This window comes from Kitasatospora sp. NPDC023118 (assembly GCF_055560875.1).
The window spans coordinates 52,541-70,683 of the sequence record NZ_JBVHHW010000020.1 but is presented as its reverse complement, the minus strand read 5'-3'; the positions used below and the strand labels follow the sequence as shown (position 1 = coordinate 70,683).

11 protein-coding genes are annotated in these 18,143 nt (G+C 73.7%); 1 reads left to right on the top strand and 10 read right to left on the bottom strand.

Going from position 1 to position 18,143, the window contains the following annotated elements; genetic code table 11:
* Window positions 1-113: 113 nt before the first annotated feature.
* Window positions 114-794, top strand: a complete 681-nt coding sequence (locus ACZ3UD_RS25260; RefSeq protein ID WP_465591904.1) for a LuxR C-terminal-related transcriptional regulator — start codon at window positions 114-116, stop codon at window positions 792-794.
* 12 nt (window positions 795-806) lie between these two features.
* Here ACZ3UD_RS25260 and ACZ3UD_RS25255 read toward each other — a convergent pair whose 3' ends face one another.
* From ACZ3UD_RS25255 to ACZ3UD_RS25210, 10 genes are all read right to left on the bottom strand, one after another.
* Window positions 807-2,597 (bottom strand): beta-propeller fold lactonase family protein, encoded by a 1,791-nt coding sequence (locus tag ACZ3UD_RS25255; protein ID WP_465591901.1) that lies wholly within the window; start codon window positions 2,595-2,597, stop codon window positions 807-809.
* 211 nt (window positions 2,598-2,808) lie between these two features.
* A complete protein-coding gene (locus ACZ3UD_RS25250; protein WP_465591898.1) occupies window positions 2,809-6,234 on the bottom strand; it encodes a hypothetical protein in 3,426 nt (1,141 codons plus the stop codon).
* Window positions 6,231-10,214 carry a hypothetical protein gene (locus ACZ3UD_RS25245; protein WP_465591895.1) on the bottom strand — a complete coding sequence of 1,328 codons (3,984 nt, stop codon included), beginning with the start codon at window positions 10,212-10,214 and terminating at the stop codon, window positions 6,231-6,233. The genes ACZ3UD_RS25250 and ACZ3UD_RS25245 overlap by 4 nt, the downstream gene beginning before the upstream one ends.
* Window positions 10,215-10,220: 6 nt before the next feature.
* Window positions 10,221-10,853: a hypothetical protein gene (locus tag ACZ3UD_RS25240; RefSeq protein ID WP_465591893.1), complete on the bottom strand. Its 633-nt coding sequence runs from the start codon at window positions 10,851-10,853 to the stop codon at window positions 10,221-10,223.
* A complete protein-coding gene (locus ACZ3UD_RS25235) occupies window positions 10,850-13,921 on the bottom strand; it encodes a LamG-like jellyroll fold domain-containing protein (protein ID WP_465591891.1) in 3,072 nt (1,023 codons plus the stop codon). The genes ACZ3UD_RS25240 and ACZ3UD_RS25235 overlap by 4 nt, the downstream gene beginning before the upstream one ends.
* Complete coding sequence (locus tag ACZ3UD_RS25230) at window positions 13,918-15,273, bottom strand: baseplate J/gp47 family protein (protein ID WP_465591889.1); 1,356 nt, start codon at window positions 15,271-15,273, stop codon at window positions 13,918-13,920. The genes ACZ3UD_RS25235 and ACZ3UD_RS25230 overlap by 4 nt, the downstream gene beginning before the upstream one ends.
* 7 nt (window positions 15,274-15,280) lie before the next feature.
* Window positions 15,281-15,676 carry a contractile injection system sheath initiator gene (locus ACZ3UD_RS25225; protein ID WP_465591887.1) on the bottom strand — a complete coding sequence of 132 codons (396 nt, stop codon included), beginning with the start codon at window positions 15,674-15,676 and terminating at the stop codon, window positions 15,281-15,283.
* A gap of 23 nt (window positions 15,677-15,699) precedes the next feature.
* Window positions 15,700-16,044, bottom strand: coding sequence for a hypothetical protein (locus ACZ3UD_RS25220; protein WP_465591885.1), 345 nt, complete (start codon window positions 16,042-16,044; stop codon window positions 15,700-15,702).
* Window positions 16,044-17,771 carry a hypothetical protein gene (locus ACZ3UD_RS25215; RefSeq protein ID WP_465591883.1) on the bottom strand — a complete coding sequence of 576 codons (1,728 nt, stop codon included), beginning with the start codon at window positions 17,769-17,771 and terminating at the stop codon, window positions 16,044-16,046. Before ACZ3UD_RS25215 ends, ACZ3UD_RS25220 begins: the two co-directional genes overlap by 1 nt.
* Window positions 17,768-18,139 (bottom strand): hypothetical protein, encoded by a 372-nt coding sequence (locus ACZ3UD_RS25210; protein ID WP_465591880.1) that lies wholly within the window; start codon window positions 18,137-18,139, stop codon window positions 17,768-17,770. The genes ACZ3UD_RS25215 and ACZ3UD_RS25210 overlap by 4 nt, the downstream gene beginning before the upstream one ends.
* Between the last annotated feature and the right edge of the window lie 4 nt (window positions 18,140-18,143).

Here is an 18,143-nt window from a genome sequence, read left to right as displayed (position 1 = left end):
ACATGCGCACGGCAACGATCACTACATGATTGTGTAGTGGCAGCGGCATCCGGAGACTTGCCCACAACGCGTCAGATCTGATGCGGGCGGCTGCCGCGGGAGGAGAGCGAAGCATGCGACCGACCAACGGCTGCGGTCCGGCGCCGGGCACCCGGCTGGACGCCGCGGTGATCTGGCGCAACCGGGCGCTGCGTCTGCTGGACCATGTGGCGCTGCCCATCGCCGTGGTGGCGTGGGACGGTGGGATCCTGATCGTCAACCGCGCGATGGCGGCCGAATTCGGCATGCTACCGGGGCAGTTGCGCAACCGCCGGATCCTGGAGTTGTTCACCCTGCGGGACAGCGCCACCCTGCAGGCGCTCGCCGAGGCCGTCCGGCTGCACCGCCGCTCGCAGTACCCGGCCCGGGTGTCCTGGAGGCCTTCCGGCGGCGGCGAGCGCCACGGGGAGATGACCGTCGACCTGGTCAGCGACACCCCGGAGCAGACCCCGAACCTGCTGCTCTCCCTGCACGCCCTGGACGAACCCGCCGCCCGGCCCGCTCCGCCCGCGCCCGACCCGAGCGCCGCGGTCAGTCCGATCGAGGCCCGCATCCTCGCCGCGGCCGCCCGGGGCGCCACCACCGCCCGGATCGCCAAGGAGATCGGGCTCACCGCGGACGGCGTCAACTACCACCTCGCCCGGCTCACCCGCCGCTGGCAACTGCCCAACCGCACCGCCCTGGTGGCCCGCGCCTACGCCCTCGGCGTCCTCACCCCCGGCGCCTGGCCCCCGGAGGTGGCCCGGCCGCGGTGACGCGCGGGGCGGTCAGAGCAGCTCGGTGTCGATCACCGACACGGCGTTCGCGTGGGTGTCGGTGACGTAGACGCGACGGCTGTCCGGGGACACCCCCACCGCCCAGGGACCACCGCCGACGGTGACGGTCCTCGTCACCTGGCCGGTCGCGGTGTCGATCACCGACACCGTTCCGTCGAGGAAGTTGGAGACGTAGGCGTGTCGGCCGTCCGGGGCCACCGCCACTCCGAGGGGGTTGGTGCCCACGGGGATCGGAGCGCCGGTGACCTGTCTCAGCGCGGTGTCGATCACCGACACGTTGTTCGACCCGGCATTGGTGACGTAGGCGCGGCCGTTCGCGGCGATGGAGACGGCCGAGGGCCTTCTCCCGACGGTGATCTCGCTGACCTGTTTGGTCGCGGTGTCGACCACCAGCACGACCGGTGCGCTGTTGGGGGAGTTCACGTCGGGGACGTAGACGCTGCGGCCGTCCGGGGTCACCGCCACCCCGCTCGTGGCCCGGTGTCCTCCGAGGGCGACGGTGTCGGTCACCTGAGCCGTGCCGGTGTCGATGACCACCACCGAACTCGAACCGGCGGCGTAGAGGTGCCGGCCGTCCGGGGCGAGTGCCACCGCGAGGGGGGTGATGGCGACGGGAATGGTGGCGACCTGGCTGGTGGCGGTGTCGATCACCGACACCGTGGCCGAACCGGGATTCTCGATCCGGCCGGCATTGGCGACATAGACATGGCGACCGTCCGGCGTCGCTGCCAGCCCGAGACAGTTGGAGCCGGCCGGGATCGCGCCGCCCACCTGGTAGCTGGCGGTGTCCCGGATCACCGACACCGAGTCCGCGCCGCTGTTGGTGACGTACACCGTGCGGCCGTCGGAGGCCACCGCCACCCCGATGGGACTGCTCCCGACGGTGACGGGAGTGACCTGGTTCGTGGCGGTGTCGACCACGGACACGGTGTTCGCTCCGGCGTCGGCGACGTACAGATGGCGGCCGTCCGGGGTCACCGCCACGCCGACGGGAGTGGCGCCGACGATGATGGTGCCGGTGACCTGGTTGGTGGCGGTGTCGATCACCTTGACGGCGTTCTCGCCGACCACGGTGACGTAGGCGTGCAGGCCGTCGGCGGCGACGGTCACCACGGCGGGGTTGGTGCCGACGCCGATGGTGGTGGTCACCTTGCCGCTGCTCGTGTCGATCACCGACACGGTGCCCTGGTCCGGCTTGGTGACGTAGAGTCGGCGGCCGTCCGGGGTCAGGGCGAGGCCGCGCGGGCTGCTGTCGAGGGTGAGGGCGGCGGACACCTGACCGCTGCCGGTGTCGATCACCGACACCGTGCTCCCACCGGGGTGGGTGACATAGACGTGACCGCCGTCCGGAGTCACCGCCACCTCACGCGGCCCAGGACCGACCGTGACCGTACCCGACACCTGACCACTGCCCGTATCGACCACCGACACCGTGCTCCCACCGAAGTCGGCGACGTAGACGTGACCGCCGTCCGGAGTCACCGCCACCCCACGCGGCCCGGCACCGACCGTGATCGTCCCCGACACCTGACCGCTGCCGGTGTCGATCACCGACACCGTGCTCCCACCGGGGTGGGTGACATAGGCCCGCCGGCCGTCCGGACTCACAGCCACCCCTTCGGGGTTCACGCCGACGGTGATCGGGCTGCCCGTCCCCAGGCCGCCGGTGCTGACGATCACGGTGACCTTGTCCGCGACGCCGCACGCCACGTACGCGTTCCCGTTCGGGAGCACCACCAGCCCGTTGGGCTGGCCACCTACAGGGATGGAGATCGTCGTCACCGCCGAAGCGGTCGGATCCGCCGACGCGCTGTCCACTGCTGGGCCGCCCACGGGGCTGCTCAAGGCGCGCTGGCGGCGGTGAAAGAGAACGCCCACAGCTGTCTCCTGATCCATCGATCTGTCGTGTGCTGTCCGGCGGCGCCCGCTCCTTCAGCATGGGCGCCGCCGACCACGCCCGCAATCCGCGCCGGACACCCCAGGCGGGTACCGCTCACGGAACCCCGCGGAACAGCAGTACCACCGACCGGCCCTCGGCCAGCGACGACTCCAACTTGCCCTGCAGCGCGCTCACCGGCAACGGCCACTGCGCGGGGTTGTCCGGGAAGTACCCGGTGGAGATCAGCCCGCTCGGCTCGGCCGCCCAGAGCAGTTCCCCGTCCGAGCCCAGGAGTTCGGCCCCCTTGCCGGACTGGCCGTACACCGCGGACCGGACCAGGACGGCACGCACGTAGTCGCCGTAGGCGGGGCGGAACCGCGTGGTAATCTCGGCCCGCAGCGCCGCGTCGGCCGGTGCGGTCGAACGGAGCATCGCCTCGTACCGCGCCCGGTCGAGCTCGTACGCCTCGGCGATCCCCAGCCGCTGCGCCCACTTCCAGGCCTCGTCCGGGTGGCCCGCCCGCCCCATGACGTGGCGGTAGAAGTGCCCGTGCAGGTTCTGCGGATCCCACCGGAACGTCGAGAGGTCCGGCACGGTGCTGCTGAGGCGTTGGAAGGTCGCGGCCCGCGTCTGCAGGGTGGCGAAGGAGGTGATCCGGCTGCGCAGCCGGACGGGCTGGGTCTCCAGGAAGGCGGCCAGTTCGGTCAGGCTGCCGCCGTCGGCGAGGAAGGTTCGCAGCGGTCGCAGGTCGGCGCCGCCGGGGCGCAGGGCGGTGAGCAGCAGGGCCCGCCGGTCCTCGCTGAGGGCCTCGAAGGCCTGGTTGATCCGCCACGCCGCCTGCGGGGACAGTGCCTCCGTCAGCGCGACGCCGGCAGGATCGGCGCTCAGCCCGAGCCGGGCGGCCACCTGGCCGCTCTGCCGCCTCCGGAAGCCGACCCGGTCCTTCGCGAACTCGACCTCGGGGAACTCCGGCAGCACCACCGCTCCCGGCGCGACGGTCAGCCGCACCGAGGGCTTCCGGTCCAGGCCGGGGATCCGCCCGGCGGCCGCCCTCGCCGCGCCCGCCGCGACGGCCTTGGCTGTGCTGCGGACCGACACGACGGTCAGCAGGCCGTTGACGGCGGCGCGCGCCAGCACCCCGAGGATCCGGGTGAAGCGCTCGGCCTCGAACCGGTGGCGGCCCTCCTCGGTGCCGTACTCCCGCTGCAACCGCGCGAGTGCCGCGTCGGACATCGCGGCGTCGACGTCCCGCAGCTGCTCGTAGGTGTCGTGGGACAGCAGGACGGCGTCGGAGAGGTGGGTGCCCAGGTCGACGTAGAGCATCGCGCGCTGGAAGCGGATGATCCGGGAGAGCCGGGCCGTGGTCTCGATGGTCAGCGGCGCCCCGGCGGCGATCGTCCGGGCGGTGCCGGCCGAGGCCCCGCGGACGACCGCCCCGCCGGCCGAGGCGAACGCGGTGGCCAGGGCGACCAGGTCGAGGGCGGTCTCCCGGTCCCACTCGAAGGCGTCGTGGTGCAGTCGCTCGGCCAGGTTGACGGCGCTGAGCACACCACCGGTCAGCGCTCCGGCCAGCACGATCGCGCCGACCACCGGCGAGGTCAGCGGGAAGGCCAGCGCGAGGGCGGTGCCCCCGACGGCCAGCCCGGTCGCGGCCACGGACAGCCACTCCCAGGCCGTGCGCTGCCAGCTCTCGGTGTCCGTGGCGAAGTCGAAGGGCTTCAGCTGTTGCCGCTCCATCCCGGGCCACTCGATCCGGGCCAGGATCCGGCCGGGCGGGTAGCTGCCGCGGAAGGAGGTCCGGGCGTCCTCGAAGGCGGCCCGCAGCGCCGCCTCGGGGGTGGGCCCGGTGCCCCGGTAGGTCCGGTGGAACGCGGGGTACGTCACGTCGATCAGCAGCCAGGTGTGGCCCGGGCCGCCCGCGTCCGGCGCCGGGCCGACGAACAGTGAGATCGGCCGGGACCGGACGGTGCGCCGGTCGGTGAACAGCGCCCGCAGCGGGAACGGCCCGGCGGCCGTGGTTCCGACCAGCTTCCTCTCCAACCCGCTGGCGGTTTCGCGCAGTTCGCGGATCAGTGCCTCGTCGCGGGCGGGGGCCCGTTCGGCCTGGCGCAGCCGCTCCCGGGCCGTTGCCAGGAGCGCGTCGGCGCTCGGGGACCAGAGCGGCTCGGCGCCCGGCGCGCGGGTCGCCTTCTCCAGCCCGGACAGCTCCAGCGCCATCCGTTCCTCAAGCCGCTGGACGGTGTCGGTGCGGCGTTCGGTCACCGGCTCCGGGGAGGCGTCCTCGTAGGAGAGGCGGACCTCGCATTCCACCTCGTACTCACCGGCCCGCTCGAAGCGGTGGGTGAAGGAGGCCCGGGTCGACTGCGGGTTGTCGACGGGCACCCGGCGCCGCTCGCCGTGCCGGTCGCGCTCGATCCGGTACACCCGCCAGCGGTAGCTGATGAAGGCGTACACCAGCGCCAGTTGGAACACCGGCGCCCAGCGGCCGGACTCGTCCAGGCGCCAGATCTCCACCTCGGCGAGGTAGGTGGTGTCCGCGCCGACGACGGCGGGGCCGTCCTGCTGGTCCGTGCGCAGGATCCGCGGCCGCGGCCAGAGGTGGTACCGGGAGGCCGCGTGCACCGTCACCTCTGGCACGTCCGTGGCCGGGACGGTGAAGCTCACGGTGAGGTCCAGGTCCTGCGGGTTCCCGAGGTCGGGCAGTCGGCGCGGTCCGCGGTACAGCTGGGCCGGGCTGTGCGGGCGGGCGACGACGGTGTACTCGCCGCTCGGCAGGTCCACGACGCGCGGCGCGCCCGGCGCCCGGGCGGTGAGCCGCAGGGCGTGCAGCACCGGGCCTTCGCTGTCGGGGGCCAGGTAGTACAGCCGCGGCGCGGCCTCGCCGGGGCCGGTGGCGTACACGCCGTAGCGGACCCCGGCCGGGTCCGCCCAGCCGGCGGCGGGCCAGCGGTCCCGGATCAGACGGGTGATCGCGGCCGGGCCGGGCCCCGCCGTGACGGCGGAGCGGTCGGCGCCGAGGCGGGCGCCCTCCTCGGGCTGCGCGGCCGGCCACGGCCGGGGCGCGGCGGGACCGGTGTCCGGAGCAGGCCACGGCAGGGGCACGGCGGGACCCGGCAGGGGCGCGGCGGGGCCGGTGTCCGGAGCAGGCCACGGCAGGGGCACGGCGGGACCCGGCAGGGGCACGGTGGGGCCGGTGTCCGGAGCAGGCCACGGTACGGGCACGGCAAGGCCGGTCCCCGTACGCTCCGGCGGCGCCCCGAGCCGGTCGGTCGCCTCCCCGGGGGCCGGGGCCAGCGGGATCGCCACCGGTCTACCGTGCTCGTCGTAGCCGGGCACGGCGTACGTGCCCTCGGCGGTCCGCTGTTCCGGGGCGAACCGTTCCCGGGGCGGCTCCCCGGGCCGTGGCGCTGCCACCTCACCCGGCCCGGCGTCGGCCACCGCGCGCCGCACCGCCGCGCGCACCACGGCGAGCAGCCGCTCCCGGTCGCCCGATGGCCCGTCCCCGGCCACCGTGTCCGGCAGGTGGTAGCGGCGCCTCACGGTTTGAACTCCACGACCCGGCCGCTGCCCGGGACGATGAACTCGTTCAGCTCGGGGATGAGGTTCTCGGGGACCTGGAGCTGGTCCTGCCCGTACCGGGTGTCCACCACCCGCGGCCGACCGGTGACCTCCTTCAGCTTGGGCGGCGGGGGCAGCGGGACCGCCTGCTCCGGCGGCGCGCCGGGCGGGCGCCCCAGCAGCGACGCCGGCTCGCCCTGCTCCGGTACGGCGTGGCTGCGGAAGGCGCGGAACCAGCCCTCCTCCACCTCGAACACCTTCAGCCGTGCGCCCGGCCGCGCCCCGATCAGGAACTCGACGGCCCGCTCGAACACCCCGAAGTTCAGGTTGATCGGGTCGGTGTCGGCCTTGAGCACCCGGGCGTTCCCGTTGGCGTCGATCGGAACGCGCTCCCGGCTCGCCGCCGGCGGGGTGCCGCCCTCGATCCGGAACACCACCCGGTTCCCGGTCCGGCTGCGGAAGACCGGCCGCACCACCCGCTCCAGCAACTCGGGGTGGTCCCGGAACCGCAGGCCGGCCGGCAGCCGGATCCAGGTCTGCGCGCTGCCGCCGCTCTCCAACTGCTCCAACGCCCGCTCGATGTCCGCCGGGGCCGGCAGCTCCGGCAGCGCGGTCGCCCCCCGGGCGGCCTCGGCGCGCGCCTCGGCGGCGCGCGCCCGCTGGGCCTCGATCCGGGTCCGCAACTCCTCGGCCTGGCTCCGGAACACGCCCGCCCGCCGGGTGTTGCCGCGTGCCTCGGCCGCGCGGGCCTTGTCGAGGATCCCGGCGAGTTCCTCCTCCAGCCTGCGGACCTCCGTCTCCGCCCCGGCCGCCTGGATCCGCAGCGAGGCGGCGAACTGGCGGCGCGCCAGCTCGGTGGGCATCCCGGCCGGGACGGGTTCGGCGGCCACGACGTCCAGTTCGGCGAGCAGCCGCAGGGCCGCCCGCTGCTCGGCGGGGGTGTACTCGGAGATCCGCCCCAGGAACGCGGCGAGGTCCTCGGTGGAGGTGAAGGTCCCGGCGACGAGGCGGCGGGTCGCGGCCCGGTCGAGGGTGGTCAGCACCTCCAGCAGGTGGACGGTCTCCGCCGGGTGCCTGGCGAGAGTCCGGGCGACGGCGTGTGCCCGGGCCGGGGCGACCGCCTCCAGGGCCGGGAGCAGGCGCTCCAGCCCGGCGCTCGCCGCGAGGGTCAACCGCGCCCCGGCGAGTTCGAGAACGTACCGGGCCAGTTCGCGGCCGCCGAGTTCGGTGGCGACCTCGGCCAGCCGGGAGGCCATCGCGGTGGCGAAGCCCCGGGCCGCCACCTCCCCCAGGAAGGTGGCGAGGGTGGCTCGCAGGTTGGCGATCGCCTCGGTCGAGACCTGGACCCACTCCCGGGCTCCCCAGCCGGCCGCGCGCAGTCGCGCGGCGGTCCCGGCAGCCGTGGTGAGCGCGCCGCGCGCCCCCACCAGGACCTCGCGCAGGGCCGGGGCCAGCACGAACTCCGCGACGATCCCGATCACCGCGCCCAGCGCCATGTTCGCCACATAGGTGCCGATTCCGGACCAGGACCCCTCGCCGGTCGCCACGTTGACCACGTCGTGGGCGAAGGTGGTCAGCCCCGCGGAGGTCGCCCCGCCCACGCTGCCCCGGATCAGCGCCTGGGCGGCCCAGCCGGCCACGGTCTCCCGCAGCGTCGCCGTGCCCAGCGCCTCGGCGGCCCATCGCCCGGGCACGCCACCGAAGCGGAACCCGACCGAGAGCAGGTAGCCGTCGAGGGCGGCCATCAGGATGCCGCCGAGCGTCAACTTGGTGTCGCCGAAAATCACCCTGAACAGGTAGACGACCTCCGAGATGGCGATCCCGGTCACCACCGCGCCCGTTCCGCCGCCGAGGCTGACCAGCGCGGCGACCGCCCCGGCCTCCACGGCCAGAACGGCCGCGCCGATCGCGGCGACGACCAGGCCGGCCACCTGGTACACCTCCCCGGCCCGGCCGAGCCGCCACCAGGTCAGCCGCTCCTCGAAGCTTCCGGCGGGCTCCCAGAGCGGATCGCCGACCCGGGACCAGCCCTTCTCACCGACCACCCGCTCGACGAACTCGAACTGCACCTGGAAGACGGGCAGTCCGCCCTCCTCCGGCCGTCGTACGTCCAGCAGCCGGATACTGCGTTCGACGGTGACGTTCACGAAGTCGGTCTTGGCCAGCCCCACCCGTCGGACCGCGCCGGCCAGCACCGCGGTGGCGAACCGCTCCTGGTCGTAGCCGGTGCGGTCCTCACCGCGGGCGACCCGGCCCACCAGCTCGACCCGCTCGGCCTCCAGCGCCTTGCGCAGCGCGTCGGCCCGGGCGGGCCGCAGCCGTTTGAGCTCGCGGCGGGTGGTGTAGATCGAGTCGACCTCGCCGAGCACGCCCTTCTCGGCGACCGCCCGGCCGCGCTCGCGGTCGAGCAGGATCCGTACGGGGTCGGTCCGGTACTCGTTGCGGGTCCCGGCGAGCCGCTGGGTGACCAGCGACTCGCGGAGCTTCACCACCCTGGGGTCGTCCGCCCGGGAGGTGGCGAGGCTGAGCCGCAGCAGGCGGTGCCGCAGGCCGAAGTGGCGGCTCGCCTCGACGGCCTCGTAGAGCCGGGCGAAGTCCCCGGCCAGTTCGGCGAGCACGTACTCGAAGAGCGTCCCGCCCGGTGGCCGTTCGGCCGGCGGGTCCTCCTCGAACTCGCGCTCCAGGAAGGCGGACATCGCCCGCTGCCAGGGCCGCTCGGTCGGGGCGCCGCCCAGCAGGCGGCGCAGCCGGGCCGCCAGGTGACGGGCGCGCGGCCGGTACCGGGCGGCGCCGAGCCGTTCGGCGTCGACGGGCAGGGCGGCCCTGGCGAAGAGGCACCGCCAGCCCGGTTCCAGGTGGTAGGTCCCGGCCCGGTCGTCCAGCCGCCGGGTGGCCAGGTCGGTCCAGGCGCCGGCCCGGTCCCTCACCGCTGCGGGCAGCCGGCTCAGCGCCGGGTCGGTCAGCACCAGCAGCCGGTCGCCCGTCACCCGGTCATCGGCGGAGGCCGTCCGCTCCTCGGCCCGGCGGGCCAGCAGCAGGGCGAGTGCGGCCGGGCGGGCGCGGCGGCGAACCGTCAGCGGCTGGAGCCAGACCGGTACGGGGTCGGCGCCGAACTCGGCCAGGTACTGAGTGGTGGTCAGGCCGTACCGGGACTCGAAGTCCTGCCCGTCGAGACAGAAGGCCGCGTCCACGGCCGGGAGCCGCAGCACCGTGTCCAGGCCGAGGACGGCCAGGTCGGTCAGCTCGACCTTGGGCAGGACCATGGCCGCGAACATCGCCCAGCCGCCGTGCCGCAGGGTGGCGGTGGCTCCGCTGCCCTCGATCCGGCGGGCGTTGTGCGGGCCGATCCGCCCGATCCGGTTGCTCAGCACCCCGTCCTCGTCCAGGGCGAGCAGCGGGGCACGGCTCTCGTCGGTCGCCCAGATCGCGGTCGCGAGGACCTGGCCGGGGCCGATCCGGACCAACTGGGCGGCCCGCTCGTACAGTTGATCGGACAGCTCGGCCAGGGTGTGGTCCCGGCCGGTTTGCACCCACCAGAGCGCCACCCAGCGGCGCTCCTCGCGCAGGTCGCCGTAGAGGACCTGTTCGGGCAGCTGCCCGCCCTCGTGCAGGCGCGCGACGAAGTCGAGGAACCGGCCGACCCGGGCGCGGAAGTTCACCGTGCGGAGCACCGTCCACGGCGCGCCCGCCCCGCGCACCGGCACGCCCTGGGGGCGGCCGCCGTCCTGGTAGGAGGCCACGACGTAGCCGCGGTCGCGGTCGCGCGCCGGGTCGTAGCGCTCGCGGACCTCGGCCGGACCGGTCAGCGCGCGGCGGCCGAGGCGGGCGGCGATCGTCCGCTCGGCCTCGGCTGTGCGGGCGCGCACTGCCTCGGTCAAGGCCCGGGCCAGCTCCTCCAGTTGGGCGTCGCCGAGGGTGCCGGTGATCCGCAGCGTGATCGGGACGTGGCAGTCGACGCGCATGCCGGTTCAGCTGGTGTACTTGATCTGGAAGCCACCGATGTTGATCACGTCGGCGGCGATGGGGCTCTTCACGGTGGCCACCAGGTAGTAGCGGAACTGGTTCAGGTCAACCTGCGAGAGAGCGGCGACCGCGGCGACGGAGGAGTCGAACGTAGGACCGGTGATGGTGGCATTGACCACCAGGTCCGGCACGGTGGAAGAGGTGATGACGAGCGGGATCCGGTTGAGAGTGACCGAGAACCGCGCGACCGCCGAGCTGTTGGTGGCGGTGATCCGCAGCGATTGCAGCACCGCTCCGTCCGGGACGGCGATGTTCATCAGTCCCGTGTAGGTGTCCACGCCCTGCACCGCTTTGATCGACGCGGCCCCGGTGCTCGGGTCGATGCTCCAACCGGGGCCGGACGACGCCGACGTCAGCAGCGGGCTCAGACTGACCGTCTTCGGGGCGGTCGGCGGGTGAGTGCTGAGCTGGGTGATGGCCTGGTCGATCGCGGCGACGACGGTGGACATGCTCTTCAGGTCGGACAACAGAGCCTGGAACCGGATGTTGAAGCCGTTGGAACCGGCGGCCTGAACCCGGTCGACTTTGTCCACCCAGTCCGTGTGGCGGAAGGTCGGGTTGAAGCTGATCCCGGTCATGGGCTGGACTCCTTGGTGCGGCGCGGCGGCGCGGCGCGGACTCGGAACTTCGGATACGTGTAGTCGGGGTTGGCCGTCGCGGCGTCCTGGGCCTCGACCACGTGCGCGCGGAGAGCCCTGGTGAGGACCTCGACACCGATCGGGTGCAGGGTGTTGAGGATGTTCATGATCAAGTCGTACTTGTCCTTGGGGACGATCTCCCCGGAGGCCACCAGGTCCGGCCGCAGCCGGACCTCGAAGGTGTACGGCGGGTTCCCCCCGCCCGTCAGGTAGGCGGCCTGGATCCAGACCCTCCCCGCTGCCTCTCCGAGCAGGCTCAGCGTCGACTGGCCGCTCGTGCCCCTGAGGGCCGCCCGGCCGTCGGCGAACGCCCCCGTGGCCAGGCTCAGTTGCCCGGCGGAGCCGACCACGACGGGGTCCGGCGCGATCCTGAAGTCGACGGCGTCGCCCTCGGTCACGGTGTCCGGGCCGATGAGGGCCACCAGCGGCTGCGCCGGATGGTGCAGGAGTACGTCCGTCCCCGACCGCTGCACGTGGCCGAACCCCACCAGGTGGGCGGCGACGGCGAGTTGACCGGCGTCGAGACCGGTGCTCCGGACGGTGAGCGCCCGGCCCTGCCGGGCCAGTGGGTCGGTGCCGGTTGGGTCGTAGGCGGTGGCCACCATCAGCGGGCCGGCGGTGTGGCGCCGCTCCAGCTCGTCCAGGAGGGCGTTGAGCCGGTCGGCCACGGCGTACTGCATCAGTTGGTGGTTGGGGTCGGTGCCGTACGTCGCACGACCCCGGGGGTCGTCGTGCCGGTACAGGAACACCGGGTCGAAGTCCGGGTCCGGGCCCCCCACCACCGTGACGGGCGCGTCGAGGGTGCCATCGGCGGCGATCGCCGCGCCGTCGGCGAGGTCGGCCGGCGCGGCCCGGAGGGTGCGGGTGGCGCTGACGGTGTGACTGCCCCGGGTGACCTCGACCTTCACCGTGATGTCCCCCGGGGATCCGGCGCTGAGGGTCGCGGCGGTGGCCGAGGTGTTGGTCAGAGCGGCCTGGCCCGGGCCGCTCGGGACGATCAGCCAGTCGGCGAAGGCATCCGCGGGCGGCGCGGGACGGATGGTCAGGCTCACGTTCCCGCTCGCTCCGACCACCAGGTCGCTCGGCCCCGAACTCGGCGGGGTGAGGTCGAGGGCGAGGTAGTCGCCGATCGCGCAGGCGGCGTACACCTGGTCGGGATCGGCGCGGTGCTCGACGTAGTCGAAGCCGGCCAGGTGGGCGAGGGCCGCCAGCCGGTCCGTCGCCACCGTGCCGTGGGTGAGCAGCACGGCGCGGCCGGTTGCCCGGAGGTCGTCGGCGCGCGGATCGAAGGCCGACTCCACCCGCAGCCGGCCGCCGGCGCCCTCCGCGGCCGCCAGCGCGACGAGTCGGTCGAGCGGCCCGGTGAGCACCAGCTGGACCAGATGCGGGTCCGGCGGTGGTTCACCGGGTTCGAGGATCCGTGGCACCGGTGCCCGGTAGTCGACGTCGGGGCTGGTGTGCGGCAGCAGATAGGCCGGGTCGAACCGCGGCTCGTCCGCGGCGGTGCCCACGGTGTCGGCCTCGGACACCCGGCGGCGGCCGTCCCGGTCCATGCGCTCGCCGGGCGTCAGCAGCGCCGGGAGGACGGTGACCGCACGGACGCCGCGGACCACCCGGCCGTTGCTGTCGTCGACCACCAGCGGGTCGTCAGAGCCTCCGATGGGGCGCACGGTGGCGTTGAGGATCTCGGCCAGGTTGCCAGGGGTCGGAAGCGTCCAGCGGCGGAAGATCCGCAGCCGGTTCCGGTAGTGCTCGGTGCCCTCACCGAGGACGGGGAAGAAATCGGTGCGGGCCACCGCGGACAGCCGCACCTCGTCGATCGTGCCGCGGAACCCGGTGTTCCCGGGGCCGATCCGCAGGTCCGCGGTGTTCCGGACGGCGCCGAGCGTGCCGGCCGGCTTGCGGTCACGAAGCGCCCCGTCGACAAACAGGGTGACCTGGCCGCCGGCCCGGTCGAGCACCGCCGCGAGGTGGCTGAACCGGTCGGTGGGCAGCGACAGGTCGGCGAACAGCTCGACCCGGGTGGTGCCGTCACCGATCGCGAACCGCACGTTGCCCGGCAGCCCGCGCCCGAAGTCGCCGATCTCCAGCACCCAGCCCGGCTGGACGGTCGTCGGGTCGGGGTGCCTGGTCAGCACGCGCCCCGCCGCCAGGCCCGGGTCGGGGCGGACGAAGCACTCGACGGTCGCCCCGCCGCCCGCCGCGATGTCGAAGTCCTGGCTCGACGCGACGCTGACCAGCGCGCCGTCCCCGGTGAAGCCGAACGCCCGCCCGAACCGGCCGACGGCGCCCGGCTGGACCGGCCCGGCGATCGTGCCGTGGTGGTCGTTCCGGCCCGGGTAGCGCGCGGTCAGGTCCTCCACCTGCGGCGTCGCACCCGCTGCGTCGTCCAGGTGGTACAGCGCCACGGTGGCCGGGTCGAAGCCGTACGGCAGCGGGGGGAAGCGCGGCACGCCGAGGTCGCTGCCGATCAGGTCCAGGCTCGCGCCGGTCGCGGTCTCCAGGTGGCGCTGCGCCACGGTTCGTTCGAGGTGGCGGCGCAGTTGGTCGCGTTCGGCGCCGATCGCCCACAGCAGCTTCGCGGTGGTGCCCAGCAGGGCGGTGAGCGCCCAGTGGTCGGCGGCCGTGCCGGCGGGCGGCGGGGGGGCCGTCGTCAGCGCGGTCACGCGGGTGTCCACGGTGGCACCCGCCGGCAGCCGGACCGGGTAGGACGTCCCGGCCCTGGTTCCGGCCGGCACGACGACGGTCGCCGAGCCTGTGCCGCTGCCGGGCCCGGTGAGAGACAGGCTGACGGTGGTGTCCTGGGCGCAGTCCGCCAGCACGGCCAGCACGTACGTCGGGTCGGCCGGCTGCCCGTAGGTCGCCCGGTGGTCCGTGAAGTCGTACGGGGCGATCCGGGCGGAGCCGGGGTCCGCCCCCGGAAGGAGCGTCAGGGTGAGCGAGTCCGCGCCCCGCCCGAAGGGGGTCGTGAGGTGGCGGGCCATCCGCACGGCCGACAGGGTGCTCATCGGACCACCACCGCGACGTCGACCAGCAGGCTGTCCGGCCGGAACACCGCCACCTCCGTCGGCCCCAGCACCAGGTTCTCCCCGACGGCGGCCTCGACCACCCCGCTCTGCTGCGGCACCGCGCCGAAGGTGATCCGGCCGAACGCGGGCGGCAGCCGCCGCAGGTGCAGCTGCTGCACGTCCACCACGCCGGACTGTTCGGCGAAGGCGCACATGACCTGGGAGTAGCGGATCACTCCGCCGAGCTGCGGCCCTCCGACCTCGGCGGCCAGCCGTTGCAGGATCGCGGCGAGCAGCGCGGCGGTGTCATAGCCGGTCTCGACGGTCACCTTCGCGCGGACCCCGACGTCGATGTGGTCGGCCTCGACGATGTTGGCGTGCACTCCGACCGGCCGGACCCGGTCGACCGCCGCCGAGACCCGCTCGTACACCCCGGTCACGGTCGGCGTGGTCTGCCCTGGCACCGGCGCTGGGGTCCGCCAGGGCCGGCGGAAGTCGTGCGCGACCAGCACGTCGAAGAAGTACGGCTCGCCGATGTGCCGCTCGGAGTCGAAAAGCCGCTGGTCGAAGTCGAACTGGCCGAAGTAGCTCTGCGAGACGTCCACCCCGCCGAGCGGGTCGGAGGTCGCGACGTCGACGACCCCGTCCACGTCCAGGACGGCCTGGCGGACGCTGTCCAGGGTCCAGATGCTGCGAGCGAGTCCGCTGAGCCGGCCGCGGTAGACCGGGTCGGACTCGGTGTCCCCGCCGCCGCCGGTCGGCTCCGGGTTGGTCACCTTCAGGGTCGCCGGCGCGAAGTCGCCCAGGTAGACGGTCTGCCAGACCGGGTCGATCACGGTGATCATGTCGGTGGCGAGGTCGTGGTCGCGCCCCCGCTCGACGGCGGCGATGCCGACGTCGGCGGTGGTGACGGTGGCGCTCAGCCGGGCGGCGGCGGTGGTGGCGAAGGCCAGCGGCGGCGTGGTCGCCGTCGTCACGATCGTCCCCTCGGGCACGATGTAGCCTCGCCCGGGGGCCGCTCCGGACAGGGTGAAACGGACGGTGCCCGTGCTGAACAGGTTGCGCCGGCCGAGGCCGACGTCCTCGCCGAGCAGGTCCAGGGCGTCGCCGAGCGCTGTGGAGACGAAGTTGGCGTAGTAGAGGTCCTCCATCCGCTTCCACAGCTCGGCGTCCTCGAACGCCGCCACCTCCAGCAGCTTGCGGACCGGGCTGGTGCTGGTCAGGTCGATCGGGCCGTCCGGGCCGGACAGGTCGACGCCGAGGACGGCCTTGACCCGGTCGACGGCCTCCTGCAGCAGGACGTCGAAGGGCTTGAGGACGAACCCCTCTTCAGTGACTCCGAAATCGGTCATCGCGCGCTCAGACCCCCACGTTGACGACGAGGGTGGCGGGCCCCGCGGCCGCGGTGTCCAGCTCGACCTGGACCGACCAGGACCGGGCGTGCCGCGCCTCGTCCGACTCGTCGAAAGTGATCTGCCGGATGTCCAGCACCCGAGGATCCGTCACCAGGGTGCGGACCAGGCTCAGCTTCAGCACCTCCCGGACCGACCGGGCCGAGTGCGCCTGGGTGAAGGCCTGGGCGACGTCCAGCCCGTAGCTGACGTTGAACTCGTCCGAGCCGTACGGCGTGAGCACCCGCAGCTCCAGGGCCTGGAGCAGGTTGTCCACGCCGGCCACCTCGGCCAGTCGCCCGTCCCGCACCACGAGGTCGCCGTCCCGCAGCAGCAGGCTGCGGCCGAACGGTCCGTCGTCCATGTCGATCCTCCTGGGTCCGGCGGCTACTGGGCCGTCAGCTTGGTCTGGCCGGCCGAGGCGACCTGCCACATGACGGGGGCGGGCGGGGTCCCGTTGGTCAGGCCCTGCGCGGTCTCCAGCAGCACCGGCTGGCCGCGGACGGTGAGCTTGGTGCTGAGCCCGGCCAGGACGGAGGTGACCATGAGGCAGGGGGTCTGTCCCGCGGCCGCGTTGGTGTTGGCGCAGCCGACCACGGTGGCGGTGGCGAGGTCGCTCTGGAGCAGCACCGGCTGGCCGTCGACGGTGAGCGCGGTGTCGTTGGAGGGCACGGTCAGCTGCCCCCCGTGGATGCACTGGAGGACGGACGCGGTGGTGAGCACGCTGGGCATCAGCTCACCTGCACCGAAGGGCCGTCGAGGGCGAGGTTCACCTGGCCGTTGCTGAGTTTGAGTGAGGCGGAGGCGGCCGTGGTGATCGTGACGTTGCCGTCCTTGTCCACGGTGATCGTCGTCCCGCTCTGGTGCTCGATGGTGAGGGTGCTGTCCGACGGGGGCGTCGGCCGGGTGCCGAGGTCAGGCAGCTTGTCGGCGCCGACCTGCAGGTGCAGGCCCGCCGCCTGCACCACCCGGTGGCCGGTGGCGTCGGTCAGGTCGTTGGCGCCCTTGCCGGTCGGCAGGCCGTCCGGGCCGAGCTGGGTGGGCAGGGCGAGCCAGTAGTCGCCGACGTTGTTGGGCGGATGGGCCTGGGCGGGGTTGTCCGGCCAGACGAAGCCGGTCACCACCGCGTCGTTGACCAGGCCGCGGTTGTGTGCCAGGACGGCCCGCATCTTCGGGTAGACCGGGGTGATCAGCCCGCAGTTGTGGAACGCGAAGGGCGAGGCGATGGGCTTGTTGTGCAGGTCCACCGTGGTGTCGACCGGGGCGGCGACGCTGGGCGCGACCACCTCGGCCGCGGGCGACTGCCCGTAGTGGAGCGAGGCCAGGTGCTTGCCGTCCTTGCCCGGGGTGTAGTCGCTGATCTCGCCGACGTCGATCGCCGGGCGTTCGCGCTGCTGACGCTCCACCACGTCCCGCACGCGGTCCACCGCACCCTGGACGCCGCCGCCGAGCTGCGCGCGCTCGCCTCGTTCGGCCACCACCAGTCCCACCTCGGCGGTGTAGCCGGCCCGGGTGGCGAAGTGGTGGGTGACGGCGGTGATCCGCAGAGTCTGCTGGGGGATGCCGTTGACCCCGGTGACCGAGACGACCTGGCCGACCCGCAGACCGGGGTGCCCCAGGGCCACCAGGCGAATCGCCGCCCGCATCGGCACGCTCTGGGAGGTGGGCGAGGTCGGGTCCTGCCCCGGGACCGGTGCGCTCGGGGCCGAGCGAGCGCCGGCGTCCTCGGTGCGGCTCTGGTCGAGCGAGACCAGGTTCCGGTCCGGGTCGAAGACGACCGGCGCGCGGTCGCCCGGGTCTCCGACGGCAGGGCCGAGGTAGACCGTCTTGTCCCGGACCACGAGCGGGACGTCCGCCTTGGCCGCCATGGCCCGCAGGACGTCCAGGGCCGAGCCGCCGGCGGTGGTGAAGTCCCTCAGCTTGCCGGTCAGCGCGGAGCCCGCGGCCAGTTGTACGCCGGCCTGCGCGGCGACGGTCCGCGCGAACTCGGTGGCGTCGGTGGCCGGGGCGGTGCTCTTGGCGATCGCCGTACGGCGCAGCAGGTACCCGCCCTCCTCCTGACCGGTGATCACGGTACGGGAGGAACCGTCCTGGCCGACGCTGCTGTTGATCGCGGTGAGCCGCCCCTGCAGGACCGGCTTGGAGCCGAGGGTGGTGGCGGGCTCGTCGAAGTACCCGAGGTGGATCAGGACCTTCAGCGGGGTTGTCACCACCTTCGCCCGGATCAGCTCCACCGTCGGGTCCGGCAGGTTGACCAGGGTGAGCTCGAAGGTGTCGGCGGAAGCGCCCTCCGACATGGTGACCGTGATGTCCGCGTCCAGGATGAGCGAGCCGCTCAGCGCATCGTTGGAGACGGTCACCGGGAGTCCGGCGCCGACCAGGGAGGCAGCCGCCGAGAGCAGGCCGCCAGAGGGCTGGAGCTCGCCGATCACGACCTTGTACCAGATGACCAGGCTCAATTCAATGCCACCCCGCCCACCACCTCGGAACCGAAATCCCCGACCCCGTTGAGGTTCTGCCGGGCCACCCGCATGGTCGGGAAGGTCAGCGAGAGCTCGGCGGCACGGTACTCAACGCCTGGGACGAGCTTGCGGCGCAGGATCGTCCGCGGCCCCGAGGGCTCCTCCCGGGCGATCCGCAGCACCAGGAACGCGCCGGCCGTCGGCAGGTCCAGCACGGCGCCACCCGGCGAGGCGAGGAGGACGTCCTCGGCGACGTTCACATACAGGTGGAACTGGTAGATACCGGAGCCAAGTTGGAGGCGGAACGCCTGCGGGAAGCCCTCGGCGGGCTCGATCGGCAGCCGGAGATAGCTCGGCGTTGCCACGCAT

Excerpts from the sequence above, each read along its gene's own strand:
- ACZ3UD_RS25260 (WP_465591904.1), top strand. The coding sequence starts at position 114 with ATGCGACCGACCAACGGCTGCGGTCCGGCGCCGGGCACCCGGCTGGAC.
- ACZ3UD_RS25245 (WP_465591895.1), bottom strand. The coding sequence starts at position 10,214 with ATGCGCGTCGACTGCCACGTCCCGATCACGCTGCGGATCACCGGCACC.
- ACZ3UD_RS25240 (WP_465591893.1), bottom strand. The coding sequence starts at position 10,853 with ATGACCGGGATCAGCTTCAACCCGACCTTCCGCCACACGGACTGGGTG.
- ACZ3UD_RS25235 (WP_465591891.1), bottom strand. The coding sequence starts at position 13,921 with ATGAGCACCCTGTCGGCCGTGCGGATGGCCCGCCACCTCACGACCCCC.
- ACZ3UD_RS25230 (WP_465591889.1), bottom strand. The coding sequence starts at position 15,273 with ATGACCGATTTCGGAGTCACTGAAGAGGGGTTCGTCCTCAAGCCCTTC.
- ACZ3UD_RS25225 (WP_465591887.1), bottom strand. The coding sequence starts at position 15,676 with ATGGACGACGGACCGTTCGGCCGCAGCCTGCTGCTGCGGGACGGCGAC.
- ACZ3UD_RS25220 (WP_465591885.1), bottom strand. The coding sequence starts at position 16,044 with ATGCCCAGCGTGCTCACCACCGCGTCCGTCCTCCAGTGCATCCACGGG.